The 643-nt window shown below is 43.1% G+C and carries 1 pseudogene; it reads left to right on the top strand.

Going from position 1 to position 643, the window contains the following annotated elements:
• Positions 1–159: 159 nt before the first annotated feature.
• Positions 160–504: pseudogene (locus tag KIV40_RS27190) on the top strand (phospholipase A); the annotation flags it as partial.
• Positions 505–643 lie beyond the last annotated feature (139 nt).

Genomic DNA, 643 nt, shown 5'->3' with positions numbered 1-643 from the left:
TAACTGATCGGAGTTAAGTCGTGTGCTGGATGTGAAATAAGGAAATTCATACCCCGGAACGATAATTGCTTTAGTCCGTTTCCCTTGCAGTATATGACCTAATTTTTAGGTGATAAGGAATGAATTTGCCGCTCCTCTTGAGCGGCGTGAAGGAAAACGATGAAATATAAAGTAATTCCATTCTTGTTGTGTCCCGCATTGGTTTACGCAAAAAACATTGCACAGATTTCAACTTATGAGGACAACTACGTATTAGGTACATACACCACCGACATCAATCAAAACGCTTACAACGAACTCGGTTCTGAAATGGACTCGCTGCAACAGTTTGAAGCGAAGTTTCAGATCTCAGCTTCGCTCCCGTTTTACCGATTCAGCTCTGGCACCGCGTTAATGGGCGCATACACGCAAAAGTCTCTCTGGGAGCTCGCAAACTCTGACATTTCCTCTCCGTTCAGAGAAACCAATTACAAACCACAATTGTTCTTGGCTCACCAATCTAACACATATGAGCCTTCTGCCTGTCAATAGGCAATAACATCCTATTGGCTGCGTGAGCAGCCAATGCTCTTCGAACAACAAAGTTATCTACTTCGCTTTGTCATTTCGGTCATCAAGCATTGCTTACGACAAACACATATTG

The sequence above is a fragment of the Vibrio sp. D173a genome, assembly GCF_030248475.1.
The sequence above is the reverse complement of the archived record's forward strand: the minus strand, read 5'-3'. Positions and strand labels throughout refer to the sequence as shown.